The organism is Sulfurospirillum sp. SCADC, assembly GCF_000743525.1.
Taxonomy (GTDB): domain Bacteria; phylum Campylobacterota; class Campylobacteria; order Campylobacterales; family Sulfurospirillaceae; genus Sulfurospirillum.
Map to the genome: position 1 here is coordinate 1 of NZ_JQGK01000001.1, position 26902 is coordinate 26902.

28 protein-coding genes and 1 tRNA gene are annotated in these 26902 nt (G+C 39.4%); 28 read left to right on the plus strand and 1 reads right to left on the minus strand.

The window, feature by feature from the left end; translation table 11 throughout:
• The first annotated feature begins 168 nt into the window (after positions 1 to 168).
• Positions 169 to 312: a hypothetical protein gene (locus JU57_RS13880; protein ID WP_294874751.1), complete on the plus strand. Its 144-nt coding sequence runs from the start codon at positions 169 to 171 to the stop codon at positions 310 to 312.
• A gap of 63 nt (positions 313 to 375) precedes the next feature.
• On the opposite strand, the gene JU57_RS00005 is transcribed toward JU57_RS13880, so the two are convergent.
• Positions 376 to 2277 (minus strand): PilZ domain-containing protein, encoded by a 1902-nt coding sequence (locus JU57_RS00005; protein ID WP_037955312.1) that lies wholly within the window; start codon positions 2275 to 2277, stop codon positions 376 to 378.
• A 103-nt stretch (positions 2278 to 2380) separates the two neighbouring features.
• Between JU57_RS00005 and murA the strand changes: the two genes are divergently transcribed.
• The 27 genes from murA (at position 2381) to JU57_RS00135 (ending at position 26780) form a co-directional block, all read left to right on the plus strand.
• A complete protein-coding gene (murA, locus tag JU57_RS00010) occupies positions 2381 to 3649 on the plus strand; it encodes a UDP-N-acetylglucosamine 1-carboxyvinyltransferase (RefSeq protein WP_037955316.1) in 1269 nt (422 codons plus the stop codon).
• Positions 3650 to 3652: 3 nt separating this feature from the next.
• Positions 3653 to 4849, plus strand: a complete 1197-nt coding sequence (locus JU57_RS00015; RefSeq protein ID WP_037955319.1) for a molybdopterin molybdotransferase MoeA — start codon at positions 3653 to 3655, stop codon at positions 4847 to 4849.
• 120 nt (positions 4850 to 4969) lie between these two features.
• Entirely contained in the window at positions 4970 to 6595 is a 1626-nt protein-coding gene (locus JU57_RS00020) for a methyl-accepting chemotaxis protein (RefSeq protein WP_037955322.1), read from the plus strand.
• A 97-nt stretch (positions 6596 to 6692) separates the two neighbouring features.
• A tRNA-Gly gene (locus JU57_RS00025) sits at positions 6693 to 6767 on the plus strand.
• Positions 6768 to 6919: 152 nt separating this feature from the next.
• The gene (flgA, locus tag JU57_RS13885) at positions 6920 to 7657 is read left to right on the plus strand and encodes a flagellar basal body P-ring formation chaperone FlgA (RefSeq protein WP_294874762.1); all 738 of its coding nucleotides are present in this window, start codon (positions 6920 to 6922) and stop codon (positions 7655 to 7657) included.
• Positions 7654 to 8181: a UbiX family flavin prenyltransferase gene (locus JU57_RS00035; RefSeq protein ID WP_037955326.1), complete on the plus strand. Its 528-nt coding sequence runs from the start codon at positions 7654 to 7656 to the stop codon at positions 8179 to 8181. Before flgA ends, JU57_RS00035 begins: the two co-directional genes overlap by 4 nt.
• Positions 8178 to 8660 carry a pantetheine-phosphate adenylyltransferase gene (coaD, locus tag JU57_RS00040; RefSeq protein WP_037955328.1) on the plus strand — a complete coding sequence of 161 codons (483 nt, stop codon included), beginning with the start codon at positions 8178 to 8180 and terminating at the stop codon, positions 8658 to 8660. The genes JU57_RS00035 and coaD overlap by 4 nt, the downstream gene beginning before the upstream one ends.
• Entirely contained in the window at positions 8651 to 9235 is a 585-nt protein-coding gene (gene tmk, locus JU57_RS00045; protein WP_037955330.1) for a dTMP kinase, read from the plus strand. Before coaD ends, tmk begins: the two co-directional genes overlap by 10 nt.
• On the plus strand, positions 9228 to 10436 hold the full coding sequence (gene hisS / locus JU57_RS00050) for a histidine--tRNA ligase (protein ID WP_037955332.1): 1209 nt from the start codon (positions 9228 to 9230) through the stop codon (positions 10434 to 10436). The genes tmk and hisS overlap by 8 nt, the downstream gene beginning before the upstream one ends.
• An 11-nt stretch (positions 10437 to 10447) precedes the next feature.
• Positions 10448 to 12292 carry a biosynthetic arginine decarboxylase gene (gene speA / locus JU57_RS00055; protein WP_037955336.1) on the plus strand — a complete coding sequence of 615 codons (1845 nt, stop codon included), beginning with the start codon at positions 10448 to 10450 and terminating at the stop codon, positions 12290 to 12292.
• Positions 12289 to 13002: a serine O-acetyltransferase gene (gene cysE, locus JU57_RS00060; RefSeq protein ID WP_037955338.1), complete on the plus strand. Its 714-nt coding sequence runs from the start codon at positions 12289 to 12291 to the stop codon at positions 13000 to 13002. The genes speA and cysE overlap by 4 nt, the downstream gene beginning before the upstream one ends.
• 246 nt (positions 13003 to 13248) lie before the next feature.
• Positions 13249 to 13458, plus strand: coding sequence for a hypothetical protein (locus JU57_RS13890; protein ID WP_294874772.1), 210 nt, complete (start codon positions 13249 to 13251; stop codon positions 13456 to 13458).
• On the plus strand, positions 13455 to 13910 hold the full coding sequence (locus JU57_RS13895; RefSeq protein ID WP_294874775.1) for a nitrogenase component 1: 456 nt from the start codon (positions 13455 to 13457) through the stop codon (positions 13908 to 13910). The genes JU57_RS13890 and JU57_RS13895 overlap by 4 nt, the downstream gene beginning before the upstream one ends.
• 523 nt (positions 13911 to 14433) lie before the next feature.
• Positions 14434 to 15162, plus strand: coding sequence for a GntR family transcriptional regulator (locus JU57_RS00070; RefSeq protein ID WP_037955341.1), 729 nt, complete (start codon positions 14434 to 14436; stop codon positions 15160 to 15162).
• A 134-nt stretch (positions 15163 to 15296) separates the two neighbouring features.
• Positions 15297 to 16193 (plus strand): phosphate/phosphite/phosphonate ABC transporter substrate-binding protein, encoded by an 897-nt coding sequence (gene phnD, locus JU57_RS00075; protein WP_037955343.1) that lies wholly within the window; start codon positions 15297 to 15299, stop codon positions 16191 to 16193.
• Positions 16194 to 16262: 69 nt separating this feature from the next.
• Complete coding sequence (gene phnC / locus JU57_RS00080) at positions 16263 to 17051, plus strand: phosphonate ABC transporter ATP-binding protein (protein WP_037955345.1); 789 nt, start codon at positions 16263 to 16265, stop codon at positions 17049 to 17051.
• Positions 17044 to 18570 carry a phosphonate ABC transporter, permease protein PhnE gene (gene phnE, locus JU57_RS00085; RefSeq protein ID WP_037955348.1) on the plus strand — a complete coding sequence of 509 codons (1527 nt, stop codon included), beginning with the start codon at positions 17044 to 17046 and terminating at the stop codon, positions 18568 to 18570. The genes phnC and phnE overlap by 8 nt, the downstream gene beginning before the upstream one ends.
• Before the next feature lie 9 nt (positions 18571 to 18579).
• Entirely contained in the window at positions 18580 to 19014 is a 435-nt protein-coding gene (locus JU57_RS00090; protein ID WP_037955351.1) for a phosphonate C-P lyase system protein PhnG, read from the plus strand.
• 2 nt (positions 19015 to 19016) lie between these two features.
• Positions 19017 to 19565, plus strand: coding sequence for a phosphonate C-P lyase system protein PhnH (gene phnH / locus JU57_RS00095; protein WP_037955354.1), 549 nt, complete (start codon positions 19017 to 19019; stop codon positions 19563 to 19565).
• Positions 19553 to 20608: a carbon-phosphorus lyase complex subunit PhnI gene (locus JU57_RS00100; RefSeq protein WP_037955355.1), complete on the plus strand. Its 1056-nt coding sequence runs from the start codon at positions 19553 to 19555 to the stop codon at positions 20606 to 20608. The genes phnH and JU57_RS00100 overlap by 13 nt, the downstream gene beginning before the upstream one ends.
• Positions 20609 to 21433 carry an alpha-D-ribose 1-methylphosphonate 5-phosphate C-P-lyase PhnJ gene (locus JU57_RS00105; RefSeq protein ID WP_037955357.1) on the plus strand — a complete coding sequence of 275 codons (825 nt, stop codon included), beginning with the start codon at positions 20609 to 20611 and terminating at the stop codon, positions 21431 to 21433.
• Positions 21430 to 22266: an ATP-binding cassette domain-containing protein gene (locus JU57_RS00110; RefSeq protein ID WP_037955361.1), complete on the plus strand. Its 837-nt coding sequence runs from the start codon at positions 21430 to 21432 to the stop codon at positions 22264 to 22266. Before JU57_RS00105 ends, JU57_RS00110 begins: the two co-directional genes overlap by 4 nt.
• 8 nt (positions 22267 to 22274) lie before the next feature.
• On the plus strand, positions 22275 to 22976 hold the full coding sequence (gene phnL / locus JU57_RS00115; RefSeq protein WP_037955364.1) for a phosphonate C-P lyase system protein PhnL: 702 nt from the start codon (positions 22275 to 22277) through the stop codon (positions 22974 to 22976).
• A 4-nt stretch (positions 22977 to 22980) separates the two neighbouring features.
• Positions 22981 to 24126 (plus strand): alpha-D-ribose 1-methylphosphonate 5-triphosphate diphosphatase, encoded by a 1146-nt coding sequence (locus tag JU57_RS00120; protein WP_037955367.1) that lies wholly within the window; start codon positions 22981 to 22983, stop codon positions 24124 to 24126.
• Entirely contained in the window at positions 24126 to 24638 is a 513-nt protein-coding gene (locus JU57_RS00125; protein WP_037955369.1) for an AAA family ATPase, read from the plus strand. The genes JU57_RS00120 and JU57_RS00125 overlap by 1 nt, the downstream gene beginning before the upstream one ends.
• A gap of 11 nt (positions 24639 to 24649) precedes the next feature.
• Positions 24650 to 25369, plus strand: a complete 720-nt coding sequence (locus JU57_RS00130) for an MBL fold metallo-hydrolase (protein WP_037955371.1) — start codon at positions 24650 to 24652, stop codon at positions 25367 to 25369.
• A 241-nt stretch (positions 25370 to 25610) separates the two neighbouring features.
• The gene (locus JU57_RS00135; RefSeq protein WP_037955373.1) at positions 25611 to 26780 is read left to right on the plus strand and encodes a pyridoxal phosphate-dependent aminotransferase; all 1170 of its coding nucleotides are present in this window, start codon (positions 25611 to 25613) and stop codon (positions 26778 to 26780) included.
• Positions 26781 to 26902: the final 122 nt, after the last annotated feature.

A 26902-nucleotide genomic window follows, 5' to 3' on the forward strand; every position in this document is an offset into this window, starting at 1 on the left:
TGTTTAACTAGCAGTTTGAGTTATTGTAATTATACACTAGTAGGTGGATACGATACCCGCTTTGGCTCTAAACCATCAAAATATGCGCAACGTCCACTAGTATTGGATTACGGCAAAGTACTTTTAGAAAATCAACAAACCAACACCACCACACAGGAGAAATAGAGTATGGCAAATGCAAACTATATCAAAGAACAAATCGCAAAGTCTTCCGCAAAACAACAAGCGGTTTCAGAAGTCACACAAATATTGAAAGCAGTATTGGGTGAAAATTCGGCAGATTATGTCGATGCGGGCAGTAAACAATCCTAAGGAATATTTGCCAATACAATCAATAAATGCAATTATCCGAAAAATATCTTTTACATGTAAAGGCTAATTATACGCTTTCGTCGCTTTTTTGATCTCGAAAATGAGCTCTTTTTGGCGGTTGTACATGTAGCGAAGTAGATAGTCATCGTAAGGTTTTGGGAGATTCCCGAGCATGACGACGATTTTTGTGGTGTCGTCTTTTTGTGAAATGTAGGTAACTTTTGCCTCGATGTCCATGATGACGTAGCCATTTTCGCCTTCTTCGTTGGGAAGCGAAAAGTTGAGGCGGACTTTTTGGTTGAGCATCTCCTCTTCGCGGAACGATTTGCCGACTTTCATCGCAATCGAAGTAACTGAAATGTCGAGAATGTCGCCTTGGGCAGATGAGCGTTGGGCGTATTTGATGAGCACAGGAGTTCGGATGCTGGTTTGAACGCGCGTGTGTTGTCTGCTATTGGCACTGCTTGGCATAAACGAGAGATTTTTAATGACCGCAAACGAGCGTTTAATGTCAACGAGCGAAACCTCTGCTTTGATGTCTTTGGGAAAATTGGGCGCTTGTAAAACCGTCTCTTTTTCGATCTGCATCGCGTAACCTTGGAGGTTTTCGCAACTCATCTGATAGCTGTCTTCCGCCATTTTTTGAATGAACGACGTGGTGTTGATGCAGAGACCTTTGTAGATATTGAGCAGTTTGATCGGAATTTTGTTATTGACACAGTTGTGCATCAAGTACGTGATCTGCTCTTGCTCTTCGATGACATTATCAAGGTAGTCTAACTCAAAGTATTTGATCTTTTCAATGTCGTGTGGCAGAAGCGTTTTGGTGTTGATTTTCTCGATATAGTCGATGACAACGTTGAGATCGTCCGATTCGACATGAAACGCGGACGTGAGAATAATCGGCGTGATTTTTTCATTGATAGTCGCGTGAATCAGCTCTTGTTGCAGGTGTTTGGTCTGTTCGCACGCATGTTCAAAACTTCGATCTTCTCCCATCAAAATGTAAAGATTGGGGCTCCATTGGATGACCTCTTGGTCTTCTTCTTTAAGTTGAAACAGTTTGAGCATCAAGTTTTTAAACGCATCATACAGTGTGGTGCTCGTGAAGGTTTTGCTCAGTTTATCAAGGTTTGAGATGTTGATAAAAACGAGAGAAATAGGCGCTTTTGTCACACTTTGTTGCGCCAAACGGTCTTTGAGTTTGTCGACAAAATCAAAACGGTTTAAAATGGACGAGCAATTCTTGGTCTCACTTTCAGGATCATAATTGATGAGCGTTACGATCTTCTCACGGCTTTGAGGAAACGATTTGATGACGCACAGATAAACCTCTTTTTCAGCCGATGCGGTTTCGATGACAATGCTTCCTTGCGCATCTTCATCCCCTTTAAGCGCTTCACAGAGCTCTTCGTCGCGGTTTAGTTTGACTTGAAGGGCGGCAAGATCATTGGTTTCATAGAGCATTTTCGCTTTGGCATTGGCGTAGGTGAGCGTTTCGCCTTGAAAAACGAGAAAAGGAAAAAAGTGCTCTATCTTTTTTTCCAGTTCGATTTTTTGGAAGGTATAAAGTTTGTCATCGAGTTTATTGGCATTTTTTGAGAAGATGGAAAAGAGGAGATTTTCTTCATTTTTAAGCGGTAAAACATCGGTGATGCCAAAGTGCAGTGCAAATTTTAACAGAAGTCTGTTTTCCACATCGTCAGCAAAAAGATAGGCGATAATCGGTTTATGTTTGGCAAAAAGACTGACCAGAAGTTTGAGTTTGTCTTTACTACTTTCACCTATTTCGATAAAAAGGATGTCTGCCATAGGAACTGTTTTGAGATCTTTTGCAAGATCAAACGATTGAAATGCAGCATGTTCTTTTTTGGCGCGACTCAAAATGGTGAGTTTTTCTTCGTCAAAATAGAGATGAGCGATAGAAAGATAGCGCGTTTCATGCAAAAACTGTTCTAAAAGCATCCAAATTCCTCACAATCATAGTAATTTAAATTCTACCCAAATTCATAGAAAATTTAATCATTTTTTAACTACAATACTATAACATTTAAAAAGGAACAGAGTAATGATGTATTATTTAGCGATCAAAGGGAAACAAAAGCTGAGCGGAACGGTTCTGATTTCAGGAGCCAAAAATGCCGCACTACCCCTTTTAGCGTTAACCCTCCTCTCAAAACGAACGATTACGATTTCAAATATGCCTCAAGTTGCTGATGTCAAAACACTCTTACAGCTGCTGACAAACCTAGGTGCAAGCTTTACATGTAACGATAAAAATGTGGTAGAAGTCAATGCTACAACAGTCAATTCGGCATGTGCAAACTATGACATCGTGCGTAAAATGCGCGCTTCCATCTTGACACTTGGGCCGCTTTTAGCACGTTTTGGACACTGCGAAGTCTCCTTGCCTGGAGGTTGTGCCATTGGTCAGCGACCGATTGATCTGCACTTAAAAGCGTTGGAGCAAATGGGTGCGGAGATCGAGATCAAGCAAGGGTATGTTTTAGCCAAAGCACCGAAAGGGCTTAAAGGTGCTACGATCATTTTCGATAAAGTCACCGTCACAGGCAGTGAAAATATCATTATGGCGGCAGCACTTGCGCATGGAACGACCACACTTGTCAATGTCGCCAAAGAGCCCGAAGTGGTTCAAGTGTGCGAAGTCTTAGCCGAAGCTGGGGTGAGCATCGAAGGTATTGGTACTTCAAAACTGATCATCAAAGGTAGCGGTGGCGAACTCTTAAATATTCCTGATTTTAGCGTCATTCCTGATCGCATTGAGGCGGGAACCTATTTGTGTGCAGGTGCGATTACGAAGTCAAAAATTACCCTTAAACATGTCAATCCACGACATCTCGACGCTGTGATCTTAAAATTAGAACAAATGGGCTTTAAAATCGATGAAAAAGACGATACGCTCACCCTTCATCCTGCGGAAAAAATCACCCCTTCTGACATTGAAACTTCCGAATACCCAGGCTTTCCCACCGATCTTCAAGCGCAATTTATGGCACTGTGTACCCAAGCAAAAGGAACGAGCATCATCGATGAGCGTCTGTTTGAAAACCGTTTTATGCACGTCAGTGAGCTTTCACGTATGGGTGCAAACATCAAACTCAAAGGTCATAGCGCAACGGTTGAGGGAAAAGCCAAGCTTAATGCTGCCGATGTGATGGCAACTGACCTTAGAGCAAGTTCCGCGCTTATTTTAGCGGCACTCGTGGCGGATGGAACGACCAAAATTCACAGAATTTATCACCTTGATCGTGGGTATGAAGACTTAGAAGGTAAATTCTCCAAACTCGGTGCACACATCGAAAGGCTTGAGGAGTAACCCATGGGCAATGAGCACACCGTTAGTTTTGATGAGGCGATCGCGCTCAGCCTTGGGCTTGCATCTTCTAAACCCCATCACGAATGGGTGAGTGTCTTTGAAGCGCTTGGTCGTACGCTCGCGTGTGAGATTACATGTAAGAAAAATCTCCCCTCCTACAATAACGCTGCCTTAGATGGTTTTGCGTTCAAATACCAAGAAGGCTTAAGCGAACTTGCGATTAAAACAACGATTTTGGCAGGCAGTGTCGTTGAGCCATGTTTGGATGCTAAGGAGTGCTATAAAATCATGACGGGAGCAAAAGTCCCAAGCGATGCCGATACGATCATCCCTTTTGAAGAGTGCCTTTTGTATGATGAGCAGAAAATTGTTATCTCTCCCAGCATAAAACAAGGCAATGCGCTTCGTCTCAAAGGTGAAGAAGAGCGTGTGGGCGCTTCTTTGCTCAGCGAAGGAACCTGCTTAACGTCACGTGATATTGCCCTCCTCGCATCGCAAGGTATCAATATGGTTGATGTGTATAAAAAGCTCTCCATTGCCGTTTTTTCAACGGGCGATGAGCTCAAATCGCCTTGGGAAAATGCCACTGAAGATGAAATTTATGACATTAATGCGCTCTCTTTGGTCGCACTTTTGGCAGAACACGGCTTTGGTGCGCATTACTGTGGTGTTATTCCCGATCATTTAGAAGCGGCAACAGAGTACTTTGCGCGGATGAAACAGTACGATGTGCTTGTGACCAGTGGCGGTGTGAGCAGAGGCGAAGCGGATTTTGTGGAGCGCGCTCTTTTGAAAAATGGCTTTAAAGCTTCGTTTCATGGCATCAACATTAAACCCGGTAAACCCACAATGATGGGTAAGATGGGCGAAACGATTGTAGCGTCTATGCCTGGAAATCCTCTAGCAGCGTACGTGAACGCCTTTTTGTTTTTAATTCCTGTGCTTAAAAAGTTACAAGGTCAAAAAAAGTTTAACTTTGAACCCATTGATGTACACAATGCGGAGTCTTTCAAGGTAAAATCAGGTCGTGTCAACCTTGTTTTAGGATCTGTCATAGATGGAAAATTTCATGTCTTTGGTGCGAACAAATACGGCTCAGGCATGGTAAAACCCCTTGTTCAGAGCAATGCGTTATGGATCAGTGACGAAAGTATTGACCACGTTGGGGAAAATGCACCGATGCGTATTTTAGTATTTTAGAAGGATCTGTTACGATTAAATATTGCTTATAGTTCATGAGTTTAAAAAACTTGACCTTGTGAATCTTTTTTGGATACTATTGCTACATAAAATTTGCAAGTGTTTTGGTAAAGGTGTGTAATGTTTAACGAAATAAAGATTTCGACGAAGCTTCTTTTTATCTCAATTGTCACGGTTCTTGGTTTGATAATTCTCTCGTATATCAGTATCAACTCCAGTCTTATTGGCAAAAATTCACTGGAAACGATTTACGAAAAAAATGTGATTCCTGATAGTGAAATTGCGCTTGCGCACACGACGTTCGAGATGATTTTAAACGATCTCATTCATGTGACCAGCGAGTTCTTACCTACAGGTCAGGCAAAAGATCATATTCCTATGATTGAAAAAGAGCTCAATGCGTTTTTTGAAAAAGCACTCGTGAGTGATTTTTATGCGGAACCCACTCTAAAACAGAATCTTCACGAAGCGTATGAACGCTATAACCAAAAAATCGCTCCTAATCTTAAACGCATTCATGAACTTTATATCAAAGACAATCGTGAAGACATCGGTGATATGGCAGTTGAAATCGAGACAGATTGTAAGTATATTTCCCAACGTTTTGATAATATCTCACACTTTACAAGGCAAAGAGTTAAAGATATTAACCTGCAAATTGGCAGAAAACTCAATAGCAATCTCTATTTGGTCATCGTGATCTCTTCGCTTGTTTTAGTGATTACCTCCACGCTTTTACTCTCTATTACGCGCTACATTGTCAAGCGCATTGCCCGTATAGGGGATCATCTCTCAGACATTACCAAAGATTTGGCACTCAATCGTCCTATCGAGATTTCAAACAAAGATGAGATAGGTCATATCAGTGAAAACCTCAATACCCTTCTTTTTACGCTTCAACAAGCACTTATTAAAGCAAAAAAGACGATGACAGCCAATTCTCAAACCAATAAAAGTATGCAAACGTTTGCGCAGACCATCACCAGTGTTGCTCAAAATCAAGACCGTATTGTGGATAATGTTAAAAAATTGACGTCACACATCAATCAAGAGTTGCAAGAATCTCGCGACATCTCTGAAACCTCTGCTGCGTATATGAAAGAGGATTATGCGATGTTGGACCAAATGATTGAGACCCTTGATACGATTGTTGAGAGCATTAATCAAGTGAGCCAAGATGAACAACATATCTCAACCCAAATGCACGACCTCTCCGAACAGACACGCCAAATCCGCTCCGTGTTGGAGATGATCAAAGATATAGCCGATCAGACCAATTTACTCGCCCTCAATGCCGCCATTGAAGCAGCCAGAGCAGGTGAACATGGACGTGGCTTTGCGGTCGTTGCCGATGAAGTGCGAAAGTTAGCAGAGCGAACCCAAAAATCACTCTCAGAGATCGATGTGACGATCAGTGTGGTGGTTCAAAGTGTCTCAAATGCAAGCGATAATATCAAAGAGAACAGTCAAAAAGTGGTTGATTTGAACGAAAATGCTATCAAGATTTCGACTTTGGCCAATGAAACCAAAGAAAAAACAGCCAAAAGCTTAGAAATCACGAATATTGCCTATGAAAAAACGTTAAGTATCACCAAAGAGATCGACAACCTGACGCAAGGGGTCGAAGAAGCAACAGGACTGGCGCACGAAAATAAAAAAATTGCCGATGAATTGATGAGTGTTTCCAGCAGTTTAAATCTCTCGACCGCTGAATTGGAGCAAGAAATTACGATTTTCAAGGTATAAAAAGCTCTTCTAAGCCCTTTAAAATCTATTTGTGCTACAATTATTGTCACAATAGATTGACACAAAGGGTTTTTTTTGGTAGAATTCCGTCCGTTTTGCGGGAATAGCTCAGTGGTAGAGCACGACCTTGCCAAGGTCGGGGTCGCGAGTTCGAACCTCGTTTCCCGCTCCATTTTAATCCTACTTCTTTTTTTCACCTCCCTTTTTTCACAACCTCTTTATATTGATAAAACTTATTGCATTGAAGAAGATACGCTTAGAGCCTCTTTCTTTGGCTATCAAAGCAGTGATGATCCTATTATCCTCACCATTCCCAAAGAACGCGTGCAATACACCGTTCCTACTAGTACCTTGCGTGCTGCTTTTAGTGATCACAATGTCACTATCATCGATAGCAGTGATGGTGTGGTGATTTTTAGACGCAATTGTTCTTTGATGGGTAAAGCAGATGCCATGATCAAACTCTTTTTAAAAAAATTTCAAGAAGCCTCTCCTTTGGTGATGATTGATGAAAAACCGCGTATCTCCATTAAAACCTCTTTACCTGCCGATTTTCAACGTTATGAACTGATTGATATTGTAATTTCAGATGCGATGCTTAAGAAAAACAGTGGCTCTTTTGTGGCTGTTTTTAAAGTAGGTGATCGGAACAAAAAGCTCTATTTTGCGTATGAGATGAATGCAAAAGTGATGGTGTTTAAAGCAAAACATAATTTGCTTAACGGTAAAATCCTCACAAACGATGACTACGAGAGTGTTTGGGAGAGTTTAGATGCCCTTCCAAACCGTGTGATTACCCATGAAATACCTCACAATGCCATGATCAAAAATGGCGTGAAAGAGGGGCAAATCTTGACGGATTTTCATGTGGATATTAAAAAAATGCTGAGTAAAAAATCAAGCATAAAAGCACTTCTCAAAGAAGAAGGTTTGGTCATCGAAGTCCAAGCCACCCTTTTGGAAGATGGCAATATCGGAGATGTTGTCAAAATCAAAACAGAACAAGGCAAAATGTTGAATGCAAAAATTCTATCGCACCATGAAGCGATTATCCTCGAATGAAACGCATTATTGTTGGCATTAGCGGTGCGAGTGGTGTGGAACTTGGACTCTCCTTCATTAAGGCACTTCCGAGTGAGATTGAAAAGTACGTTATTGTCTCCGATCATGCCAAAATCGTTCTCGCAAAAGAGTCCAATACCTTTTTACTGGATGATGAGAACATTGGAGCCATTACGGCGTCAGGCTCCTTTAAAACAGACGCTATGGCGATTATTCCATGCAGTATGAATACACTGGCTAAAATTACCCATGGTATTGCAGACAATCTTCTTACGCGTACCGCTTCAGTGATGATCAAAGAGAAGCGCCCTCTTCTTTTGGCTCCTCGCGAAATGCCTTTTTCCGCGATTGCTTTGGAAAATATGCTCAAACTCTCCATGCTTGGCATACATATTGCACCTCCTGTGCTTGGGTATTATGCCAAGGCTTCCAGCCTAGAAGCGATGGAAAATTTTTTGATTGGCAAATGGTTTGATCTTTTAGGGATTGAACACAACCTGTTTCAACGTTGGGAGGGAGCATGAGAGTCGCGATTTACCCAGGAACCTTTGATCCTATCACCAATGGACATATGGATGTCATTAAACGTGCGCAAAAGCTTTTCGACAAAGTCTTGGTTGCCGTGGCACTCTCCGAAGAAAAACGCCCCGTTTTTGACATCACTACGCGTGTTGAGATGGTGCAAGCTGCCATTAAAGATATGCAAGGTGTGGAAGTGGAGCCCTTTGATAACCTTTTGGTCAGTTTTTCAAAAGAGAAAGATATTCGCGTGATGATACGAGGATTGCGTGCTGTGAGTGATTTTGAGTTCGAGCTCCAAATGGGCTATGCCAATGCCTCGTTGTGGAGCGAAATTGAGACGGTTTATTTGATGCCCAGTCTTAAAAATGCGTTTATTAGCTCCTCTGTGGTACGCTCCATCGCCAAACACGGCGGAAATGTGGCACATTTAGTACCTCCTATGGTTTTACCTTATTTACAAAGTAGATTTACATGTATGTGATTTTTGAAGGCATTGATACAACGGGCAAAAGTACCCAAGTGGCACTTTTTGCACAAAGAAAAAAAACTGTTTTAGCGACCAAAGAGCCTGGTGGAACGCCAACGGGTTTGCACTTTCGTGAAATGTTATTGGGTGGAGCGCTGAAAAGTTCGTTTAACGCGGAGCTTTTTTTGTTTTTAGCCGATCGAGCACTGCATTATGACCATGTTGTCAAACCTGCACGCAATGAGCATTTGGTCATCAGCGATCGTGGCTTTTTATCGGGCATTGCGTATGCGTGTGCCAATCATGAAGAGGTGGATGGCGAGTTATTGCTTGCGATGAACCGTTTGGCATTGCAAGAGTCTTACCCTGAAAAAATCGTACTGTTCCTTACCCATGGAGCACTGATGAGAGAACGGATGGGCACAAAAGAGCACGATGCGATTGAAGCGCGCGGTGTAAGCTATTTGTTACGGATTCAAGATATAATGCGTCGCGTTGTTAAAACCTTGCCGATTCAGGTCTTGGAAGTCGATGCTTCACACGAAATTGAAACGATTTATAAACAGATTGAGGATTTTTTAAATGATTAATGCTTTGCGTGGAATGAAAGATACCCTCTCTCCACAGAGTGAAACCTATGTCTACATGATTAAAACCTGTTCACGTATTGCGGAACAGTATGGCTTTTCATTTGTGGAGACGCCTATTTTAGAAGAGACCGCACTTTTTAAACGCAGTGTGGGTGAGAGCAGTGACATTGTTGGTAAAGAGATGTACCAGTTCATCGACAAAGGTGAAAACGATGTCTGTTTACGTCCTGAAGGCACTGCGGGTGTTGTAAGAGCGTTTATTCAACAAAAATACGACAAAGCGGGTGAAAAAAAACGCTTCTTTTACCATGGACCGATGTTTCGTTATGAAAGACCGCAAAAAGGTCGTTTGAGGCAATTTCACCAGTTTGGTGCGGAGAGTTTTGGCGAAAGCGACGTCAGAGAAGATGCAACGATTATTTTGATGCTTAAAGCGATGTTTGAGGCACTTGGTATTGGGTTTACGCTGGAAATTAACTCTTTGGGTTGCCCTGCGTGTATGCCGCAGTACCGCACGACATTGGTGAAATTTTTAGAGACGCGTGAAGGGTTATGTGAAGATTGTGAAAGACGAAAACTGACCAATCCAATTCGCGTGCTCGATTGTAAAAATGAACACTGCAAAGTGTTGCTTGCGGATGCACCTTTGATTATTGACCATTTATGCGTTACATGTAAAGAGGATTTTACAACATTAAAACATATTTTAGATCAGTTTGATGTGGCGTATGTGGTCAATCCCAAGTTGGTTCGTGGGCTTGATTATTATTCCAAAACGGCGTTTGAGTTTGTCAGCAATGAAATTGGTGCGCAAAGTGCCATCGCTGGTGGCGGACGATATGACCGTTTGGTGGAATTTTTAGATGGCAAGGCAACGCCTGCTGTTGGCTTTGCGATGGGCATTGAGCGATTGATGGAACTGGTCAAGATGCCAGAAACAAGACGCGAGGGCTATTATATCGCAGCGTTGTGTGATGAGGCGAAAGAGATCGTCTTTAAACTGGTCGATGAAAAACGTAAAACCGAGAAAGTTTTAACCTCGTATGCGTCAAAGTCACTCCAAAATCATCTTAAAGCGGCTGATAAATTGTATGTAAAATTTTGTGTATGTATCGGTGAAGACGAGCTTGCGAAGCAGAGTGTTTGGATCAAAGATCTTGAGAGTAAAGAAGAAAAAATTATCAATATGGCACATTTTTAAGGAGCAAAACATTGGACTACGGAATTAAAACATGGGGAAACGATAACTTTTTTATCGAAGATGGTAAGGTAAAAGTGAACACGGGCTGTGAGCCTTCTTTGATAGAGATCATTCAAGAGATACGACGCGATGGTATCCGTGGTCCTATTTTACTTCGATTCCCACATCTGATTCAAAAACAGATCCGTATGATTTACAAAAGTTTTGCTGATGCAAAAAAAGAGTTTGGATATGAAGGTAATTTTAGTGCGGTTTACCCACTTAAAGTCAATCAATTTCCCAATTTTGTTAAAAACCTTGTCACCTTAGGGCAAAAGTATCACTATGGTCTAGAAGCTGGTAGTAAAGCGGAGCTGATTTTAGCGATGGCGTACAACAATCCGGATGCTCCGATCACCGTGAATGGCTTTAAAGACAATGAGATGATCTCATTAGGGTTTATTGCCGCAGAGATGGGGCATAACATCACGCTTACCATTGAAGGACTCAATGAGCTTGAGAGCATCATCTCCATTGCCAAAGATCGTTTTGGCTGTGTGCCTAATATTGGTCTACGCATTCGTCTTCACAGCTCAGGTATTGGTATTTGGGCGAAGAGTGGTGGTATTAACTCCAAGTTTGGGTTGACGTCTACTGAGCTTTTAGAAGCGGTCAATATGCTGCGTGATGCCAATTTGCTTGAAAAATTTACGATGATTCATTTTCATATCGGTTCCCAAATCACCGACATTGCCCCTTTGAAAAAAGCACTTCGTGAAGCGGGAAATATTTACGCGGAACTCTGTCGTATGGGCGCGACGCATCTTCGAGCGATTAATTTAGGGGGCGGTTTGGCAGTTGAGTACTCCCAACACAAAACCACCCTGCATAAAAACTATACCTTAAGCGAGTATGCCAACGATGTTGTCTATCTGCTTAAAGACATCGCAACCCAAAAAGGGGTTCATGAACCGGATATTTTCATCGAATCTGGACGTTTTGTTGCCGCACACCATGCCGTGCTTATCGCGCCTGTTTTGGAGCTTTTTTCGCAAGAGTACACCGATCAAAAACTTAGACCCAAAGAGGTCAACCCTCCTCTTGTGCAAGAGCTGTACGATCTTTTAGGTACGATGAACCGCAAAAATGCGCTTGAATTTTTACACGATAGTATTGATCATATGGAGTCATTATTGACACTGTTTGATTTGGGCTACATTGACCTTCAAGATCGCTCCAATACGGAGATTTTGGTCAATCTTATCATCAAAAAAGCGGTTGGTTTGGTGGCCGATAAAAAACTCAGTGAGATTTTGGACATTCAAGATCGTGTGCAAGAGCGTTACTTAGTTAACTTCTCCCTCTTCCAAAGTTTGCCTGATTTTTGGGGTATTGGTCAGACATTTCCTGTGATGCCACTCGACCGTTTGGATGAAGTTCCAACACGTTCAGCCTCTTTATGGGACATCACCTGCGACAGCGATGGTGAAATTGGGTTTAATACCGAAACACCACTCTTTTTACACGATGTGGATATTAAAAACCGTGACTATTTCTTAGGCTTTTTCTTAGTGGGGGCTTATCAAGAAGTATTGGGTATGAAACACAACCTCTTTACTCATCCAACAGAAGCTACTATTATTATCGACGATGATGGCTATTCGATTGAAAATATCTTAGAGTCGCAAAGCATTAGTGACATTTTAGAAGACCTTGATTATGACATCAAAGAGGTTCAAGAAAATCTCAATGATCGCATTGAAGCGTCTGACATCATCAGTGAAAAAGAGAAAAAACACATTTTAGGTGAGATTTACCTCTTCTTAAATGACAACGGCTATCTTAAAACGATTAACAATGAGGATAATTCGCAATGAACTCTGTCTCCTTGTGGGAAAAAATTAAAGAAGATTTTTCCCAACCGATTCTGCATGACCCAGCCATCAACTCTAAAGTAGAGCTTTTTTTTAACTACCCAGGAGTTTGGGCACTGGTTAATTACCGCATCGCACATGCGTTACATGTAAAAGGTTTTAAAGTATTGGCGCGCGCACTGATGGGCATTTCACAGATTATTACCAACATTGATATTCACCCTGCCTGCACCATTGGTCGTCGTGTTTTTTTAGACCATGCGTTTGGTGTGGTTATCGGCGAGACGGCGATTGTGGGAGATGATGTACTCATCTACCAAGGTGTCACACTCGGTGGCGTCAGCTTAGAGCGTGGTGTTAAACGTCATCCAACCATTGGCAATCATACGGTTATTGGCTCAGGTGCTAAAATCTTAGGCGATATTACTATCGGTGAAAACTGCCGTATCGGTTCCAATTCTGTGGTCGTCAAAAGCATCCCTGATGATTCGACAGCGGTGGGTTTGCCTGCTCGTATCATCGACAAAGGGCGCGACAAAAACCCTATGGCACACAATAAAATTCCCGACATCAACAAAGAGCTTTTCATCTATATGTTTAAACGTATCAAGATTTTGGAAGAGGCGGTGCTTACCACCAACAAAGATCTTAAAATCAAAGATGACGAACTCGAAGCCATTTACAAATGCTATTTGGAATCCGTTAAAGAGTAAACTGTTTTAGACGCGTTTACTCTTTTTTCTTCTTTTTACCTCTCCAACTCTTTTACATGTAAGCTTTACATTTTCATCGTTTTGTACATACTTACCTTTACAATTTTGTTAAAATAGCCCTCCTCTTTTTTCCAATGAGTTCTTCAAAAGCCCTTCAATAGCCACTTTTATCCTTTTTAAATCTCAGGAATACTCCATGCAGTTGGTGTGGGGATGATTGACTACACTAAAAAGGAGAAACCAGCTATGCCACATCATGAATTTGAATGCAGTACCTGCATTCCAGAGCGAAAGTCACATGCGGTTGTGAAAGGTGAAGGTGAGGATCTGACCTCATGTCTTCCAGAAGGTCATCTTCTGACCATCCCCGGAACCATTTCGGAGCGAGGATGTGCTTATTGTGGTGCCAAACATGTTATTGGGACTCCGATGAAAGATGCGATTCATATGATATGAGTCATGGTCCTGTGGGATGTACCTACGACACATGGCACACCAAACGCTACATCAGCGACAATGACAACTTCCAGCTCAAATACACCTACGCTACTGATATTAAAGAGTCGCATATCGTCTTTGGTGGCGGTGATTTGCTGAAAAAAAATATCATTGAAGCGTTTAAGGCGCATCCTCAGATTAACCGAATGACCGTGTATCAAACCTGCGCATCGGCATTAATTGGGGATGATATGGAAGTGATCGCACGAGATGTGCCCAAAGAGATGCCTGATAAAGACATCTTCGTTTGTAACTCTCCAGACTTTGCAGGTCCTAGCCAATCAGGTGGTCATCATAAAATCAACATTGCATGGATCAATGAAAAAGTAGGGACGGTTGAGCCTAAAATCACGAGTGATTATGTGATCAACTATTTGACTTTGCGGATAGCCCATTTTTTTGTAAGCTGATATTTCACAGAAAGTTTGCTTCTCAACCGCTATTCGCTACTTTTGGTATCTTTCTTTCATTATAGTGCATACCTTTCCTTCTGTTTTGTCGATAAAAGGATAGCGTATTTACCTCTCACTTAACCTTTCTATCGACTTTTTAGAACTTTTTGCACTTATGGGTTGAATTGGCGATTCAAAAAATATATTAGTAGCTTTGAAACACACAAAGATTAATGTGAAAATATAAATGATTGATCATTCCCAAAAGTGAAAGCTTGTTTATGAATTGAACTAGGTAGTGTAAAATAATAGTTTCTTTATTATTCTAAAACTCTGGCACTTTTTCAAACTTTTTTATTTCTGACTCAGATAGATATTCAATTCTTGCCATAAAAATTATCTTCCTTTAATTATTTAAAATATAAAAGAAAATAATAACTAAATATTATTAAACTTGTCTATACAAGTGTAACCAGATTGTAACCAATATTTTTGTACTATTACATCATAAACTTGTACATATACCTTGAATGGACACCAAATGATAAAAAAATTTGATTATGAAATCATATATGAATATTTAAAAAACCATATTAAAAATGATTTAAATCCGAATGAAAAAATACCTTCTGAAAATAAACTTTGTACAATGTTTAATCTCACAAGAACTACAGTTAGACAGGGTATCTGTAAACTTAAAAACGAAGGTCTTATTTTTTCAAAACAAGGAAGTGGATATTTTGTTGTAGATGAGAAGATAGAGTACAGGCTTTCAGAAAATACAATTTTTTCAAAAGAGATATTAAAACTTGGTAAAACTCCTAAGATTAAGATACTTGATATTCAGACGATAGATCCAGATGATTTTATTGTAAAAAAAATGGGTATTGCCAAAAATCAAAGTATCTTAAAAATTACACTTATCAGAATAGTAGATGAGATTCCTATTCTTCTTGGTTATAGCTATTTAAATACAACTTTAACTCCAAATATTGATTTAAAAATAGTTACAACAACCTCTTTTACAAAAACTTTTGAAGAATATGAACTAGTGCCAATGAGAAATCATTCAGAACTTGAAATAATACCCAGTGATGAAAAATCGATGCAACTACTGCAAATTCAAAACAATCTTCCACTTATAAAAATTGCAAGTACTTCAATTGATAAAAAAAGTGGGGAGATTATTGAGTATGTCGAATCTTACTTTAGAAGCGATATGGTAAAAATTTCTATTGATTTTAATCAGTCCAAGGAGGTGACAGTTTAAAAAACTAAAGTTGTCAGTAGAAAATTAAAGGTACCACCTATCCAAAAACTGCAAATTTACCTAGATAGATGGCTTTGTGTTGAGTTTTAAAACTCTAATTCATTATAACTAAAAGTAAATTAAGGAAATGAAAAATGAAAAAAATGTTAGCCAAAATATCTTTAGTAGCTGCGATGGCAGTAACCGTCTCCAATGCAAGTGAGTGTTTAAAATTTGGGCTTATTCCAGCAGAAGATCCAAAAGCGATGATAGAACAATATACCCCAATGGCAAAATGGCTTGAAAAAGAGATAGGTCAGTGTATTGAGCTTAAAGTTTCAACCGATTATACAGGCGTTATTGAGGCGATGAAAGCAAAAAAAATTGATATTGCTTGGTTTGGACCGTTTTCATATGCCATGGCGGCACAGAGAGCTGGTGCTGAAGCATTTGCAGTTGGTATGGATGCAAAAGGAAGTACCACTTATACATCATACTTAGTAGCAACGGATACGGTTGCCAATGATTTAAATATCAAGGAGCCTCTAAAGGGTCATGAGGGTATGAAACAAATTAAAGAGAAAATTTCTGCTCAAAAATCAAAATACCTCATGGCATTTACCGATGTAGCTTCAACTTCAGGATATGCAGCCCCTAGATACTATATGCACAAAGCGGGAATTGACCCCAATAAAGCATTTAAAAAAGTAGCGTATGTCGGAACGCATGATGCCGCTGAATTGGTTATCAAAAATAAAATTATGGATATTGTTGCAGATAATGACATCGCTTATCCAAAAATGGTAGAGAGTGGAAAAATCAATCCAAAAGAAAATGTGATTATTTGGGAATCTGATCCACTTCCAGGAAGCCCTTTGGCATTTAGAGGAAGTTTAGATAGCAAAACAAAAGAAAAAATCAAAGCAGCTATCGTGAAAGTTCCAAAAGACATCGTTACGGGATATGGAAAAATCACGGGTTACCAAACAGTGGATGACAAAGAATTTGACATCATCAAAGATATGAAAAAAGTGATTGATGAAGTAAAATAATCTACTCTTAAACTCTCCAATGGGGTCTATTACGTTTTCAATAGACCCCATTCAAACAAAGGCATATACATGAAAATAGAGATTCAAAATCTATCTAAAACATTTGGTGAACACAAGGTTTTAGATCATATCAATTTAACCATAAAACAAGGGCAAAGAGTCGCTTTTATAGGGCTAAGCGGTTCTGGAAAAACAACATTGATGCGAAGTATCAATGGATTTGTCACACCCGATAGTGGGGAGATATTCGTCGATGGTCAAAAAATAGACTACTCGTGTAAAAAACAACTCAAAGAGTTAAGAGCTAACGTTGCAATGGTCTATCAACTCTTTAATCTCATAGAGCGAACGACCGTTTTACACAATGTTCTCACGGGTACATTGGGTAAAAAAAGAGATTTAGCTGAAAGTGTCGCGGTAAGTATTGGTTTTTTCAAAAAACACGATAAGAAAAAAGCAAAAGATATTTTAGAGTTTGTAAAACTTCAAGATAAACACGATGAAAGAGTGGATAGTCTAAGCGGCGGGCAAAAGCAAAGGGTTGCCATTGCTAGAGCGTTAATGCAAGAACCAAAAATCCTTTTAGCCGATGAACCAACGGCAAATCTTGATATAAAAACAGGAAAAAAAATACTCAAATTATTTTCTAAAATTAATGAAAAAGAGCATTTAACAACCATCACTGTTATCCATCAATTAGAGCTCATTAGTGAAAAATATTTCGATAGAGTTGTGGGGCTCGCTCATGGAAAACTTATTTTTGATGGGCATCCCAAAGAGCTCACTCATGAGATTTTGACCTCTATTTATGGAGATTTAGAATCCAGTGAAGATGATGAAGAGTTTGGTGATGAATAAAAAAGTTGAATATATCCTTTGGATAATAGCTTTTTCGGTAACGCTTTGGTCGTTTCAGGTTTCACAAGTAAGCATGACCGCTTTAATAGAAGGGTATCAATACGGTATAGATTTGATAAAAGAGATGTTCCCACCAAATTTTAAAAACTTTGACACCATCGTTGCACTTTTGCTTGAAACCGTTGCCATGGGAGTCTGGGGGACCATTATTGGGACGATTATCTCTTTGCCTCTTGGTTTTTTGGGTGCTAGAAATTTAAGTCCCAATACAATGGTCTATTTTTTGATCAACGAACTCACAAATATTTTACGCTCTATCCCTGATATTGTCTATGCCCTTATGTTCGTAGTCTCTATAGCGGTGGGGAGTTTGGCTGGAATACTGGCTATTGTCTTTGCCACTATTGGGCTTTTGACAAAGTTTTATATTGAGAGTTTTGAGAGTATCGATATGAAACCCATAGAAGCTATCAAATCAACAGGAAGCAGTTATGCCTATATGCTTCGTCACGGCATTTTTGAACAAGCACTGCCGCTTATTAGCAACCATACACTCTATTTGCTAGATCACAACATCCGAATTGCTATGGCGCTTGGGCTTGTTGGTGCTGGTGGGATTGGGATGGAGCTTTATGGGGAGCTTCGGTACTTTAACTATGACAAAGTGGCGGCTATGCTTATGTGTATCTTGGTAATATTGAGCTTAATCGATAGAGTTTCAAACTACGCAAGAGATATTATACTTCACTCAAGCAAACACAATAAAGAGTATTTTAAAAAGTCATTTGTGGCGATTGCATTTATTGCCCTTGGGATTATTTCCATGATGTATAGTCCTGCTGAATTTGCTTCACTGATCTCTGGAATACCAAGGCTCTATGAAGCAATCACAGGGTTCTTCCCCCTTGATTTTAAACGAGTGAATGCGTTCGCTTTTTTAATGCTTGAAACCATAGCTATGGCTATTGCAGCGACTGTTATTGCAATAGGATTTTCCCTACCTCTAGGATTTATATTGGCAAAAAATATAAAAGTATCCGCACCTATAAGGATTATTGTAGCAGAGTTTATTAACTTTTTGCGCGCAATGCCTGATTTGCTTTTTGCGATTATTTTGGTTTCCGTTATTGGACTTGGACCATATGCTGGAGTTTTGGCGATTGCTTTACATGTAACAGGATTTTTAGCAAAGTTTTATGCGGAAACCATAGAGAGTATCGATGAAAAACCAATCGAGGCACTCAACTCTACGGGTTCTTCAAAACTCCATATTTTATACCATGGATATTTTAAACAAATTGTCCCATTGTTTCATAGCTACAATCTTTATATGCTCGATAGAAATGTCAGAGCATCCACAACGATGGGACTTGTTGGCGCTGGTGGGATTGGGTTTGAATTGATTATGAGTATAAAACTTTTTGAGTATCAACAAACAGGAACCATTATACTCCTCATCATTATAGTGGTTTCAATCATCTCTAAAGTCTCATCATACTTTAGAAAAAAATTAGTTTAGGAAAGAAAAATGGTAAGAGAAGATCTGAATTTTATCCTTCAAAAGGCTGATTTCAAAGCCCTTGAAGCGTTATATAACACAATAAAAAATAGCCTAGAGATAAAAGTGCTTCAAGCACCCGTGCAGCAAACACTTTTACAGCCTATTTATGAGCCAATTAGTAAAGGGGAATTTTATGGTGGAGAGATACTTGTTACAACTACAATTGTCCAACTCACAAAAGCAGACCGTTCACACAAAGGATGGGCGATGGTTCAAGACGACAACGACAAGCTATCCCTATATATCGCAGTTTGTGATGGATGTTTTGGTGGGGATATTTTCAAAGAAGAGATTGAAGAGCTGGCTACCCAAACACTACGCAACATACAAAAGGCTCAAAAAGAGTTCAATCAAAAAGTAAATAGCACTAGGGTCAATTTTGACCTTATGGCAGGAGCGTAAACATGGAAACTTTAGATATCGAAAAACTCAATAGACAAAATTTTAAAAGTTTAAGTGATGCCCTCTCAATGCCTGGGAAAATTACACACATTCAAGAACTATTTTCATCACACTTTTTGGCGGTGGCGAATGTCCTTTTGTACAGTGAGGTCTCTTTTTATTATAGTGGCGATGAGGATATGACACTTGTTGAAGCAATTACACATCCTAAGGCTACTACTTTAAAAGAGGCTGATTATATTTTCAGCGATACGATTGATGTGGTTTTGATAGGTGAAGCTAAAAAGGGAGACTATCTGAGTCCCGATTTTAGTGCTACTTTGATTTTTAAATGTGAAGATTTTAACGCGGATAGATACCGTTTAAGTGGCCCTGGAATTGATGGAACTAAAGAGATAAGTTTACCTTGTAAGGCAGAGTTTATAGAGCGTTTAATGGAAAAGAATCGTGACTATCCCCTTGGAATTGAGGTGTTCTTTATCAATCGTTGTGGTGAGGTATTGGCACTTAGCCGTACAACCAAAGTGGAGGGTTTATCATGGGATATGTAGCGATAAAAGGTGGTGAAGAGGCTATTAAAAACTCTTTAGCATTTTATGAAGAGGCGATACAAACACATCAAAACATAGAGGCTTCTTTTGTAGAAAATGCTCTGCGATACGGGGTTGATAGAGTGATGAGTGAGGGGAGTTTATATTCGAAAAAACTAGCAAGTCTTGCGATACTCAAATCTGGTGGAGACCTGCTTAATGCTTCTTTTTTCTTAAGAGCTCATAGAAGTTCATGTGCTAGAGCTGGGATTGCTAAAACTATTTACACTGATGATATGAGAGTGGCTAGACGAATATCTTCTGCTTTTAAAGATATCAAAGGTGGGCAAATTTTAGGACCTTCAAATGACTATGAAGTGAAGCTCATTTTGAAAAAAACACTAAACAAAACCGTGTGGAATGAGTACAAAGATGAAGATATTTTTGTAGAATCAGCACTCAAACCTCTAAGAGATGCAAATATGGTCAAAACTTTACCAAAAGATAAAACAATAAGCGACATCACAAGAGTCTTCCCCTCAGCACCCTATCCAAGAAGTGCCGTGATGCAAGTGATGGCAAGGGGTGAGAGTGGAAGTATGCTAGGCTTTGCTTATACCTCCATGAGGGGATATGGGGATATTCACCCTACTATTGGAGACCTTAGGCTAGGAAGCTGTGAGGTAAAATTTACCCATCCATTGACCAAAAATGAGGTAAAAATCGGGGAGATTGATATGACGGCATGTGAAGTAGCGGCTACTTTTGAAAAGCAAAATGATGGAAGTACGAAACTTACTACGGGGTTTGGGTGTTGTTTTGGGTTCAATGAGACAAAAGCTATTAGTATGAGCATTTTGGATACAACACTCTATAACAAATCCCACACCATAGGGCAAGGTGGCATAGCTGATAATTTTGAGATGATAGTCCATCATATTGACGGTATTGAGTCTCAAGGATTTACCAATCACTATAAACTCCCCCACTATGTAACATTTCAAGCAGACTTACAAGTCTATGAAAATGCAAAGAATTACGCTAAAGATGGGGAGAAAAAATAGATGAGATACGGTTTTTTAGATGAAGATGCAAAAAAAGAGATACGACGAGCAACACTCAAAGCGATAGCAATCCCTGGGTATCAAGTATCGTTTGCCTCTCGTGAACTTCCCATTGCTCGAGGTTGGGGAACGGGTGGGTTGCAAGTGACATTGTCCATTATCAATGAAGATGATTGTTTAAAAGTGATTGATCAAGGGTGTGATGGAAGTGTGAATGCGGTTAATATTAGAAATTTTATCGTTTCAGTAACGGATAATGCGACAACTTTAGATACACAAGAAGCGACCATCATCCAAAGTCGCCACAGAATCCCAGAAGAGCCACTTAAAGAGGGGCAAACGTTGGTTTTGCAAGTGCCCTATCCTGAAGTTTTGACCAATGTTGAAGCCGATAGCTTTAAGCAAAAAGTGATGCACGCTAACAGTGACTATGCGAAACTGTGGGTACTTTTGTATGAAGATACTGCCCAATTTGGAGATAGCAGAATAGGTCACAGATACCCTGTTATGGTACATGATAGATATGCTATGGATCCTTCCCCCATTCCTAAATACGACACAAGAAAGCTCCATAACAATAAAGCTTTGATTCTTTTAGGAGCAGGAAGAGAGAAAAAAATCTATGCAATTCCTCCTTATACAAAAGTAGAGCCCCTTAAATTTGAAGACAGAGCGTTTAAAGTAGAGAGTTTTGAGAACAAAAAATGTGCACGATGTGGTGCTAGTGGGGTGTTTATGGATGAAGTGCATACAGATGATGGAACTGTAAAATACTACTGCAACGACACGGCATATTGTGACAAAAAGTTAGAGGGGAAACTATGATTCTGGACCTTAAAAATGTCAATAAAGTCTATGGTAGATTTTGCGATAGATGTTTAGAAAGCACAGGTGCGGAGTTTGAAAGCTCCATTTGCCCACATTGTGGCAGTGTGGTAGCAGTCAACAGTATCAATCTTCATCTTAAAAGAGGTGAGATTTTGGGTATTGTTGGAGAGAGTGGCAGTGGAAAATCAACCCTTTTACAACTTATCTATCAAGACCAAAAAGCCAGTTCAGGAATTATCCATATGGATACATTTGTCAATGCAATGGGTGGATACAAAAATGTCCTTGAAGCCAATGCCAATGAGCTGGGATATCTAAGAGATGCGTTAATGTCGATGATTTATCAAAATCCACGATTGGGACTTAACTATCAATTTAGTGCCGGTGGAAATATTGCTGAAAAAGTCATCATGAGTGGAACAAAAAAATATGAAGAGATACGAAATAGGGCTTTATACTTTTTAGAAAAAACTGAAATTCCCGTTCAAAGAATCGATGACTATCCAGATAGATTTAGTGGGGGACAGCAACAAAGAATTCAAATCTCAAAAGCACTCTCAAGCAATCCAAAGATTTTGCTTCTTGATGAACCAACCACAGGACTTGATTTGTCGGTTCAAGCAAAAATACTAGACCTTATCAAAGAGCTACAAAAAGAGATAGGCTTTGCGATGGTGATAGTGTCACACGATTTAGGGGTGATAAAACATCTCACCGATATTTGTATCGTGATGAAAAATGGAAAAATAGTTGAGTATGGACTAACGGATCAAATTTTAGAAGACCCGCAGCATCCCTATACTCAAGTGCTCGTTTCAAGTGTATTGTAGGAGTGGTTATGGAAAAAATAAAAGTTAGAAATTTATCAAAAGAGTTTACGGTGCACACACGAGGTGGCATCAAGATACAAGGGTATGAACACATCAATTTTGAAGTGAAAAAAGCTGAATTTTTATCCCTTTATGGACCAAGTGGAATGGGAAAATCGTCGATTTTAAAAGCCCTTTTTAGAACTTATACTACAACAGGTGGAGAGATAATATTTACGAAAGAAGATGGCAAAAGTGTCAATATCGCAACTTGTGATGAGAGCACAATGCTGGATTTGCGAAAAAATGAGATTGGCTATGTGTCACAATTTTTAAAAGTATTGCCCCGAATTGGTGCTGTGGATGTGGTGGCTGCGCCTTTAATAGACAAAGGGGAAGATGAAAGAAAAGCAAAAGAGGTCGCTAAAGAGTTGCTCTCGTATCTAGGGATTAAAGAGGAGCTTTTTAATGTCTCCCCTCTTACATTTAGCGGCGGAGAACAACAAAGAGTCAATATTGCCAAAGGGATAATCGCCCCAAAATCAGTCCTTTTACTCGATGAGCCAACCGCATCACTGGATCATAGCAATACCATGAAAGTGATACAAAGACTTCAAAAAATCAAAGCAGAGGGTGTGGCGATGATAGGTATCTTTCACGACATGGAAGCGATGAGAGCGATTAGTGATACAGTCTATGACCTTCAATCAAAAAACTATGTGGAGATATAACAAGATGCAAACCATACTAAGAAGCACCAATGTTTTGGTGGATGATGCGTTTATACGTGCCGATATTGTTATCCAAGGAGATAAAATAACGGCCATCAAACCTTATCAATCAGTTGATGTTGCAATAGATTTGGGGGATAGAAGAGTGGTCGCTGGATTTGTAGATCTTCACGGAGATGCGATAGAAAAAGAGATAGAACCTCGCCCTGGGGCTAGATTTCCTACCGTTATGGCAGTGGTTGAACTTGACAAAAAGCTCTCTATGTCTGGGATTACTACGATGTTTCATGCCATTGGATTTAATGATGAAGAGCTACGAAAAGGCAGAGGCACTGAGCAATCCAAATCGCTCATACATGAGATTTATGAAGCCAATAGAGAACATTTGGGAGTTGATAATCTCATACACGCACGATTTGAAATCACCAGTGAAAGTTCAATTTCAACCGTTAAAAGCCTCATTAAAGAGAGAAAAATCAATATGCTCTCTATTATGGATCATAGCCCAGGGCAAGGTCAGTTTAAGACATTGGAAGCTTGGAAGAACTATTTTCTTAAAACCTATACCATTAATGAAGAGGAAGTAGAACAATACCTTGCTGACAAAAACGCCAAAGATAAAAACTCAATCGTTCAAGATTTAGTCACATTTGCCATAAATCATCACTTGCCCGTTTTAAGTCACGATGATGATTGTTTGGAAAAACTCACTGTATTAAAAGCACTGGGGGTGACATTTTCAGAATTTCCACTCTCTCATGACGTGGCAAAAAATGCAAAAGAGATGGGCATCAAAACAGGCATGGGTGCTCCAAATGTAGTAAGGGGCGGAAGTCAAAGTGGAAATATCGCCGCTCGTGAACTCATACAAGAGGGGGTTTGTGACTATCTTTGCAGTGATTATCACCCTGCATCGATGCTTCTTAGCCCTTATCGACTTAAAGAAGATATTGGCTTACCCCTTGAAAAGGGCTTTGCAATGATAAGCCAAACACCTGCCGCTTTAGCAGGACTGAGTGATAGAGGAGAGTTAAAAGAAGGGCTTTTAGCTGATATTGTCGTTATTGATGAGTCCCATTTTCCAAAGGTTGTCCTGACCTTTAAAGAGGGTGAAATTGTTTATAATGGCATTAGAGGATTTTCACTTTAATGAAAAAAATAGTTTTAATAGTCGGGGCTAGTGGCGTTGGAAAAGATACACTTTTAAAAGCTGTTAAAAATGAGATTAAAGCAAATTTTGTGAAACGATATATCACACGAGAACCAGACACTAATGAATCTAATTTTTATTTGGATAAAGAAGCATTTGAAAATCTTGAAAAAAGCGACTATTTCGTATCTGTTTGGAAGGCTCATAATAACTATTATGCAATCGCCAAATCACATATAAAAGAGGGGCTCAATATCATATCAATTTCAAGAGAGGCTATCAAAGATTTTGAAAATAGTTTTGATGATGTTACAACGATAGAGATTGGAATACCCAAAGAGATGCTTTATGCTAGGCTCAAAAACAGGGGGAGAGAAAATGAAGAGGCTATTTTAAAAAGAATAGAGAGATATGGGCAAAAAATAGAGGCTAAAAATCTAATCTATTTTGACAATTCTAGGCCACTAGAAGAGAGCAAAAAAGCGTTTTTGGCACTTTTAAACTCTTTATAAAAAGGCTTTTTATGTTTGAATTAAGATTTCTAGGAACGGCTGATAGTGGAGGGATTCCGTCTCATAATTGTGAGTGTAGTATTTGCCAAGAATACAGACAAAAAGGTCAAAAGAACTTAGCAACAAGTGCTTATATTGAGTGTGAAAATGGCGAAATCATACTTCTTGATGCTGGGATAGAAGATAGTGCTTCTATTTTTGATGGGAAAAAAATTGTTGCGATACTTTTGACTCATTTTCACCCAGATCATGCAGTAGGACTTTTACGGCTTCGATATAGTAGTGATAAGATAAACTGCTACCACCCAAAAGATAAAGATGGTTTTGCAGATCTATTTAAACATCCAAAAGCGATAAAATTTATAGAAAATTCTCCCTTTCAATCAATAGAAATAAACAATCTTAAATTTACCCCTATTCCCTTAAAACACTCTAAAAATACTACTGGTTATTTAATACATTCCAAAAATAAAACCATTGCTTATTTAACCGATTGTGCAGGAATAAAAGAAGAATCAATGATGTTTTTGCTTTTACAAACTATAGATGAATGCTATATTGATGCTTGCTTGAGTCCTAATGTTCAAAAAGGAAACCACTTAAATTATCAAGAAGCAAGTAAAATACTGGATAAAATAAATGCTAGAAAATCCTATTTAATTCATGGTAGTCATGTTACTTTAGAGTATATTAGAAAAAATAATTTACAGCTCAAATACAATTATATATAGTTGAATTTTCAAAATTATCTAAAAAGTAATCTCAATGGTTTAATAAATATACTTACGTTGCAGGAATCTACCTATAAAGTTCTTAGCTTTGCACACGAACTCATTCAAACCCTAGACGATCCTTTCTTCACAATGGTTTTTCACAAAGCACCATGGGAATAGCTTTTTTTGTAAAAAATATAAGAGAAATAGGCTAATTTTTCGCTATAATCTGCACGATATTTTTATAGGGGAAAGTTTCATGCTGTCTAAAAGAATCCAAGTTTTATCACCGTCTCTTACTATGGCGATTACATCCTTAGCGAGAGATCTTAAAGCACAAGGTCGAGATGTTCTGAGTTTTTCAGCGGGTGAGCCTGATTTTGATACGCCACAAATTGTCAAAGATGCGGCGATTGCGGCGATTAACGATGGTTTTTCAAAATACACCGCGGTTGGCGGTACTCCAGAAGTGCTTAAAGCGATTGCTGGAAAATTGAAGCGAGAAAACAATCTTGACTATAAACCCTCCGATATTGTGGTCAATGTGGGTGCGAAACATTCATTGTTTAACATTTTTCAAGCGATCATTGACGAAGGTGATGAAGTCATTATTCCTGCCCCTTACTGGGTAACGTATCCTGAAATTGTCAAGTACAGTGATGGAACACCCGTGTTTATTGATACCGATGAAACCAGTGGTTTTAAAATCACCCCTGCACAGCTTAAAGCGGCGATCACACCTAAAACAAAAGCACTCTTACTCAACACGCCATCCAACCCTACAGGTTCTGTCTACTCCAAAGAGGAGCTGACTGCTTTAGCAGACGTGTTAAAAGGAACCAACGTTTTAGTGGTTTCCGATGAAATGTATGAGAAAATTCTCTTTGATGGTCATCTGTTCACTTCCGTTGCATCGATCAGCGAAGATATGTATAAACGCACCATTACGGTTAACGGTCTGAGTAAATCGGTCTCCATGACAGGATGGCGTTTTGGTTACTTTGCCTGTCCTATTAAAGAGATTACCGATGCGATTGTTGATTTTCAAGGACAAAGTACCTCAAATATTAACTCCATTACGCAAAAAGCAGCGGTGCCTGCTCTTAATGGTTTAGCCGATGCGGATATTGAAATCATGCGTTCAGCGTTTGAGCGAAGACGCAATCTTGCGCATGAACTTTTAAATCAAATTGAGGGTCTTTCGGTCTTAAAACCAGAAGGTGCTTTCTATCTGTTTGTCAACACCAAAGCGGTTGAAAATGACTCCATGAAATTTTGTCAAAAATTGCTTGAAGAAAAAGGTGTTGCGGTCGTTCCAGGTATTGGATTTGGTACGGAAGGGTATTTTAGGCTCTCTTTTGCGACCGATGATGCAACGATTATCGATGGGATTGAGCGTATTGCCTCTTTTGTTAAAAATTACAAGTAAGCTTGTAAAGGGTACTCCAAAAAAAGTACCCTCTTTCGTTAAGTTAAAACTTCTCAAAAAAATCTTATAGTTTTGATACAATTCCGACACTATTTTTACATACTTATCACGAAAGGCTTAAA

Coding starts and splice junctions, on each gene's coding strand:
- JU57_RS00035 (WP_037955326.1), top strand. CDS start 7,654: ATGAAACGCATTATTGTTGGCATTAGCGGTGCGAGTGGTGTGGAACTT.
- phnH (WP_037955354.1), top strand. CDS start 19,017: ATGGAAACTTTAGATATCGAAAAACTCAATAGACAAAATTTTAAAAGT.
- cysE (WP_037955338.1), top strand. CDS start 12,289: ATGAACTCTGTCTCCTTGTGGGAAAAAATTAAAGAAGATTTTTCCCAA.
- JU57_RS00015 (WP_037955319.1), top strand. CDS start 3,653: ATGGGCAATGAGCACACCGTTAGTTTTGATGAGGCGATCGCGCTCAGC.
- JU57_RS13895 (WP_294874775.1), top strand. CDS start 13,455: ATGAGTCATGGTCCTGTGGGATGTACCTACGACACATGGCACACCAAA.
- JU57_RS00090 (WP_037955351.1), top strand. CDS start 18,580: ATGGTAAGAGAAGATCTGAATTTTATCCTTCAAAAGGCTGATTTCAAA.
- JU57_RS00005 (WP_037955312.1), bottom strand. CDS start 2,277: ATGCTTTTAGAACAGTTTTTGCATGAAACGCGCTATCTTTCTATCGCT.
- phnD (WP_037955343.1), top strand. CDS start 15,297: ATGAAAAAAATGTTAGCCAAAATATCTTTAGTAGCTGCGATGGCAGTA.
- JU57_RS00130 (WP_037955371.1), top strand. CDS start 24,650: ATGTTTGAATTAAGATTTCTAGGAACGGCTGATAGTGGAGGGATTCCG.
- phnC (WP_037955345.1), top strand. CDS start 16,263: ATGAAAATAGAGATTCAAAATCTATCTAAAACATTTGGTGAACACAAG.
- coaD (WP_037955328.1), top strand. CDS start 8,178: ATGAGAGTCGCGATTTACCCAGGAACCTTTGATCCTATCACCAATGGA.
- phnL (WP_037955364.1), top strand. CDS start 22,275: ATGGAAAAAATAAAAGTTAGAAATTTATCAAAAGAGTTTACGGTGCAC.
- JU57_RS00110 (WP_037955361.1), top strand. CDS start 21,430: ATGATTCTGGACCTTAAAAATGTCAATAAAGTCTATGGTAGATTTTGC.
- hisS (WP_037955332.1), top strand. CDS start 9,228: ATGATTAATGCTTTGCGTGGAATGAAAGATACCCTCTCTCCACAGAGT.
- JU57_RS00120 (WP_037955367.1), top strand. CDS start 22,981: ATGCAAACCATACTAAGAAGCACCAATGTTTTGGTGGATGATGCGTTT.
- JU57_RS00135 (WP_037955373.1), top strand. CDS start 25,611: ATGCTGTCTAAAAGAATCCAAGTTTTATCACCGTCTCTTACTATGGCG.
- JU57_RS00020 (WP_037955322.1), top strand. CDS start 4,970: ATGTTTAACGAAATAAAGATTTCGACGAAGCTTCTTTTTATCTCAATT.
- JU57_RS13890 (WP_294874772.1), top strand. CDS start 13,249: ATGCCACATCATGAATTTGAATGCAGTACCTGCATTCCAGAGCGAAAG.
- JU57_RS00100 (WP_037955355.1), top strand. CDS start 19,553: ATGGGATATGTAGCGATAAAAGGTGGTGAAGAGGCTATTAAAAACTCT.
- JU57_RS00070 (WP_037955341.1), top strand. CDS start 14,434: ATGATAAAAAAATTTGATTATGAAATCATATATGAATATTTAAAAAAC.
- murA (WP_037955316.1), top strand. CDS start 2,381: ATGATGTATTATTTAGCGATCAAAGGGAAACAAAAGCTGAGCGGAACG.
- tmk (WP_037955330.1), top strand. CDS start 8,651: ATGTATGTGATTTTTGAAGGCATTGATACAACGGGCAAAAGTACCCAA.
- JU57_RS13880 (WP_294874751.1), top strand. CDS start 169: ATGGCAAATGCAAACTATATCAAAGAACAAATCGCAAAGTCTTCCGCA.
- phnE (WP_037955348.1), top strand. CDS start 17,044: ATGAATAAAAAAGTTGAATATATCCTTTGGATAATAGCTTTTTCGGTA.
- JU57_RS00125 (WP_037955369.1), top strand. CDS start 24,126: ATGAAAAAAATAGTTTTAATAGTCGGGGCTAGTGGCGTTGGAAAAGAT.
- JU57_RS00105 (WP_037955357.1), top strand. CDS start 20,609: ATGAGATACGGTTTTTTAGATGAAGATGCAAAAAAAGAGATACGACGA.